Origin of the sequence: uncultured Caballeronia sp., assembly GCF_964243625.1 — a bacterium.
Classification (GTDB): domain Bacteria; phylum Pseudomonadota; class Gammaproteobacteria; order Burkholderiales; family Burkholderiaceae; genus Caballeronia.
The window spans coordinates 1-5050 of the sequence record NZ_CAXTGZ010000445.1 but is presented as its reverse complement, the minus strand read 5'-3'; the positions used below and the strand labels follow the sequence as shown (position 1 = coordinate 5050).

The window sequence follows — 5050 nt, the reverse complement described above, 5'->3', positions numbered from 1 at the left end:
CTTGAAATGTGTGAACGTATGCGTGAACGGGCTCAGGCGCTGAAGCGTATCCGTGCCGCCAAGGCTGTGCGCGACGGCAATCAGAGCGTCTTCATCTGCGGCTTCGGGAAGGCTCCACAGGCCGCCCCAGATACCGGTCGGCGGCCGTTTTTCGAGCAGGACCGTGTCGCCGTCCTGCAGAACCAGCATCCATGTCTTGCGCGTCGGGACCGTCTTTTTCGGCCGCGCCGTGGGCAACTGTTTTTGCCGCCCGGTGACATTCGCCACGCAATCCGGCGCGAACGGACAGCGCGCGCAATCCGGCTTGCCGCGCACGCAAAGCGTCGCGCCCAGATCCATCAAACCCTGCGTGTAGGCCGTGACTTCGTCCTTGTGCGCAGCATCTGGCAGCAAGGATTCGGCGAGCGTCCACATCGCGTTCTCGACTTTCTTCTCGCCTGGGAATCCTTCTACGCCGAACACCCGCGCCAGGACGCGCTTCACGTTGCCATCGAGAATCGTCGCACGCGCACCGTACGCGAACGATGCAATCGCCGCCGCCGTCGAGCGGCCGATTCCAGGCAATTCCGCGAGTTCATCGACGGTGCGCGGGAACGCACCACCATGTTCGGTCGCGACGACATCGGCGCACCGATGCAGGTTCCGCGCGCGTGAGTAGTAGCCGAGGCCGGCCCAAAGCGCCATGACGTCATCAACAGGCGCGGCGGCGAGCGTGTCCACGTCGGGGAAACGCTCGAGAAACCGCGCGTAATACGGAATCACCGTCGACACCTGCGTCTGCTGCAGCATGATTTCGGACAGCCAGATCCGGTACGCATCGCGCGTGTTCTGCCATGGCAGGTCATGACGGCCGTGAACGCGTTGCCACGCGATCAGGCGAGTGGAGAAATCGGTGAGCTGGAGCATGTCGGCTAGCGCTGGCAGCGCGGGCAAAAGTACGTGGATCGCTGGCCTTGCACGATATGTTTGATGGCCGTGCCGCAAACATGGCACGGCAGGCCGGCGCGATCATAGACGAAATAATCGAGCTGGAAATAACCGGACTCACCGTTGCTGCCGACAAAATCACGCAGCGTACTGCCGCCTTTTTCGATGGCCGCCGCGAGCGTCGTGCGCACGGCGTCGGCGAGAAAATCGTAGCGCACGAGCGAGACGCGCCCGGCGGCGACCGTCGGCCGGATTCCCGCACGAAACAGGCTTTCCGATGCATAGATATTGCCGACGCCCACGACCATCGTCCCCGCGAGCAGCGCCTGTTTGACGGACACCTTGCGCCCGCGGGTCATGCGGTACAGCAGCGCGCCGGAGAACCCGGCGGTGAACGGCTCGACGCCCAGGCCGGCAAGCAGCGGATGATCGAGAACGTCGCCGTCTTCGCGCGCATGCCAGAGCACGGCGCCAAAACGCCGTGGGTCCCGGAAGCGCAAAATGAAGTCGTCGAAGATCAAATCGATATGATCATGCTTTGCAGCGTCGGGCGGGCGCGGCACGTTACGCAAGACCCGCAGCGTTCCCGTCATGCCAAGATGCACGATCAGCCAACCTTCAGAGGTTTCGAACAGCAGGTACTTGCCGCGGCGCTCGACCTTGTCGATCTTCAGCGCTTTCATCGTCTTTGAAAGATGCGCGGGAATCGGCCATCGAAGCGCGGGCGTGCGGATATCGACACGCTCGACACGGCGGCCGGCAACGAACGGTTCAATACCGCGTCGGGTTACTTCGACTTCCGGCAGCTCTGGCATGTTTTACTGGTCTGCAACTTGCTGTGGGACGTGCGCGTATTGTAGCGAGCGCGATACAATCGACTGAAACATTGATCGGATTTCCATGAACTTGTCCTTCGTTAAGTTGTTTTCGAAACAGCGTGCAGCGGCCGCTGAAACGATTGCGGCACGCGGTAAGCCGGTCCCATCGAACAAGCTTGCGGCAGCGGTTGCGCTCGCCGTAGCAGTGTTCGCGCTTGGCTCCGCCCATGCTCAAAGTCCGGCGCAACTCCCCGCTCCGGACGACGACCAGGCCGCGATCAGCGCAGCCGACCTGATTACAGCGCCGCCCACGGGCAAGGAAACACAGGACCTGCCCAATATTGCGGCGTCCAGCCAGATCGTGTTCCAGGTACTCGCGGCCGAAGTCGCGTTGCAGCGCAGCCAGGCAGCGCCCGCTTACCAGACGTATCTCGCGCTCGCGCGTGATACGCACGACCCTCGTTTCGCCCAACGCGCAACCGAGATTGCGATTGCCGCACAAAGTCCCAACGACGCGCTGACGGCCGTTCAGCTCTGGCAGCAGTTCTCGCCGAACTCGGAACGCGCAGCGCAATTGAGCGCGTCGTTGCTGATCCTGTCGGGCAAGCCCGACGACGCAGAACCGATCCTCGCACGCGAGCTCGCGAAGATTCCGCAGGAACAGCGCGGCGACGCCATCATCTCGCTGCAGGTCCTGATCTCGCGCGGGCCCAATCGCGTAGGCGGGCTGAATGTGTTGAAGGATCTGGTCAAGAACGACATGGACCGGCCCGAAACGCAACTCGCGCTCGCCCGTCAGCAAATCGCCGCCGACGACCAGCCGGGTGCAAAGGCATCGCTTGAGAAAGCGCTGCAGCTCAAGCCCGATTACTTGCCCGCCGCGTTGACGCTCGCACGCATGGGTCCGGCTGAGCGCAACGAAGGTATCGCTTCGTTCGAAAACTACGTCGACAAGAATCCGAAATCGCACGACGCGCGGCTTGCGCTCGCGCAACTGTATTTATCGGCGGATCGGCTCGATGACGCGCAAAAGCAGTTCGAAGCCATGCGCAAGAACGACGCGAAGGACCTGACGCCGCTGATGGCGCTCGCGTTGATCAACATCCAGAGGAAGCAGCCGGACAAGGCGAAGGATTACCTGAATCAGTACGCCAAGGCGGCTGAAGCCACGCCGGGTGCCGATCCGGGTCAGGCGTACATCTACCTCGCGCAGATTTCGCTTGATCAGAAAGACGACGTCGCGGCGAACCAGTATCTCGACAAGATCACGCGTTCAAGCCAGCAGTACTTGCCGGCGCAGGTCACGCGCGCTCAGATTCTCGCGAACCACGGCAAGGTCGACGAAGCCCGTCAGTTGCTCGGCAGCCTGCAGACCTCTGACCCGCGCGACCTCGCTTTGCTCGCCCGAACCGACGCATCGCTGCTGTTCCAGGCGCAGCGATATCCGGAGGCGGAGGCGGCTTTGTCGAAGGCATCGGCGGCTTTCCCCGAAGACCCCGATCTCACGTACGACTACGCAATGGCCGCCGAGAAAAACGGCCACTACGACGTAATGGAAACGCAGCTTCGCAAGCTGATGAAGACCCAGCCGGATAACCCGCAAGCGTATAACGCGCTCGGTTATTCGCTCGTCGATCGCAACGAGCGTCTGGACGAAGCGGTGAAGCTGATTGAAAAGGCGGTATCGCTGGCGCCGAACGATGCGTTCATCATGGACAGCCTGGGCTGGGCGAAGTATCGGCAGGGCAATGACGCCGAAGCGGCCAACATCCTGAAGAAAGCCTACGATTTGCAGCCGAACGCGGAAATCGGCGCGCATCTCGGCGAAGTGCAATGGAAGTCCGGGCAGCAGGACCAGGCTCGCAGCACGTGGCGTCAGGCGCAAAAGCTCGAACCCGGCAACGACACGCTCGTCAAAACGCTCAAACGATTCCAGGTGAACGACCTTTGAACTTGAATGCAATGAATGTTCTGAACGGCCAGCGCGCTCGACGCAGCGCACTGGCGTTGATGGCGGCAAGCGCCGTGGTCCTCTCCGGCTGCGCGGTCAAACCGCGGGTGCCGACAACATCGAATGCGGCAACCGCCGTCACGGCGCAAACGACCCGCGCGTATCACGGCCGGTTTGCAGTCCAGTACGACGACCAGAACGGTCAGCAACGCAACGCGTACGGCAACTTCGACTGGCAGGAAACGGGCGATACCGTCACGTTGCAACTGCGCAATCCGCTGGGGCAGACCATGGCTATCGTGACGTCGTCGCCGTCATCGGCCACGCTGGAATTGCCCAACCGTGACCCACAAACCGCTGACAATGTCTCGGAACTGATGCGCAACACAATGGGCTTCGCGTTGCCAGTGGAAGGCCTGCGCTACTGGCTGCAGCCATCGCCGGCGCCGACTTCCCGGGCACGCACGACCATGGACTCGTCGTCGCAAAATGACCACCTGAAGCAGATCAAGCAGGACGGCTGGACCATCGACTATCTGGCCTATGCCGATGCACCCGCCACTGGCGTGAAACGCCTGAATCTGTCGCGCGAAGAACCGCCGCTCGATATCAAGCTCGTCCTCGACCAGTAACGTTTTTCGCACCTTTTCGCACCTATCGGCATGTCTTCAACTGTACCGGGCTCATCGCAGGTCAAGGCGCGTCCGCTGGTCGATGCGTCCCTGCGCAACTGTCTTGCGCCTGCCAAGCTCAATCTCTTCCTGCATATCACGGGGCGGCGTCCCGACGGATATCACGCGCTACAGACGGTGTTCCAGTTGCTCGACTGGGGCGACGTGCTGCACTTTGCCCGCCGCGATGATGGCGTGATCGCCCGGATTACCGACGTTCCGGGCGTCCCCGAAGCGGACGACCTTGTTGTGCGTGCGGCACGTCTGCTGCAATCGACCACCGGCACCCCCCTTGGCGTAAACATAGAAATTGATAAAATACTGCCTATGGGCGCCGGTCTCGGCGGTGGCAGCTCTGATGCCGCTACCGTACTGCTTGCACTGAATCGCTTGTGGGGCTTGGGTTTGTCGAGGCAGGCGCTGCAGGATCTGGCGTTGAAACTGGGCGCCGATGTACCGTTTTTCGTCTTCGGTCAAAATGCTTTTGCTGAAGGTGTGGGCGAAGCGCTGCAGGCGGTCGATTTACCGAAACGTTTCTTCCTGGTGGTGAGTCCTGCGGTACATGTTCCAACTGCCGCGATTTTTTCAGAGAAAGCGTTGACAAGGGACTCAAAAGTCCTCACAATAACGGACTTCCTTGCACAACATAGTTCTGAAGCAGATTGGCCAGACAGTTTCGGTCG

The 5050-nt window shown here is 61.3% G+C and carries 5 protein-coding genes; 3 read left to right on the top strand and 2 right to left on the bottom strand.

Features of this window, described 5'->3' with window-relative positions; all coding sequences use genetic code 11:
• Together mutY and mutM are read right to left on the bottom strand one after the other, a co-directional pair.
• The coding region (gene mutY, locus ACFFAR_RS24185) for an A/G-specific adenine glycosylase (protein ID WP_375508600.1) at nt 1–906 on the bottom strand (906 nt) is incomplete at its 3' end.
• 5 nt (nt 907–911) lie between these two features.
• Nucleotides 912–1742 (bottom strand): bifunctional DNA-formamidopyrimidine glycosylase/DNA-(apurinic or apyrimidinic site) lyase, encoded by an 831-nt coding sequence (mutM, locus tag ACFFAR_RS24180; RefSeq protein ID WP_174364481.1) that lies wholly within the window; start codon nt 1740–1742, stop codon nt 912–914.
• A gap of 85 nt (nt 1743–1827) precedes the next feature.
• Here mutM and ACFFAR_RS24175 point away from each other — a divergent pair, with 85 nt between their 5' ends.
• From ACFFAR_RS24175 to ispE, 3 genes are all read left to right on the top strand, one after another.
• A complete protein-coding gene (locus tag ACFFAR_RS24175; protein WP_174364480.1) occupies nt 1828–3696 on the top strand; it encodes a tetratricopeptide repeat protein in 1869 nt (622 codons plus the stop codon).
• Nucleotides 3697–3707: 11 nt separating this feature from the next.
• Complete coding sequence (lolB, locus tag ACFFAR_RS24170; RefSeq protein WP_061998362.1) at nt 3708–4328, top strand: lipoprotein insertase outer membrane protein LolB; 621 nt, start codon at nt 3708–3710, stop codon at nt 4326–4328.
• 30 nt (nt 4329–4358) lie between these two features.
• A partial coding sequence (gene ispE, locus ACFFAR_RS24165; protein ID WP_174364479.1) for a 4-(cytidine 5'-diphospho)-2-C-methyl-D-erythritol kinase occupies nt 4359–5050 on the top strand: 692 nt, incomplete at its 3' end.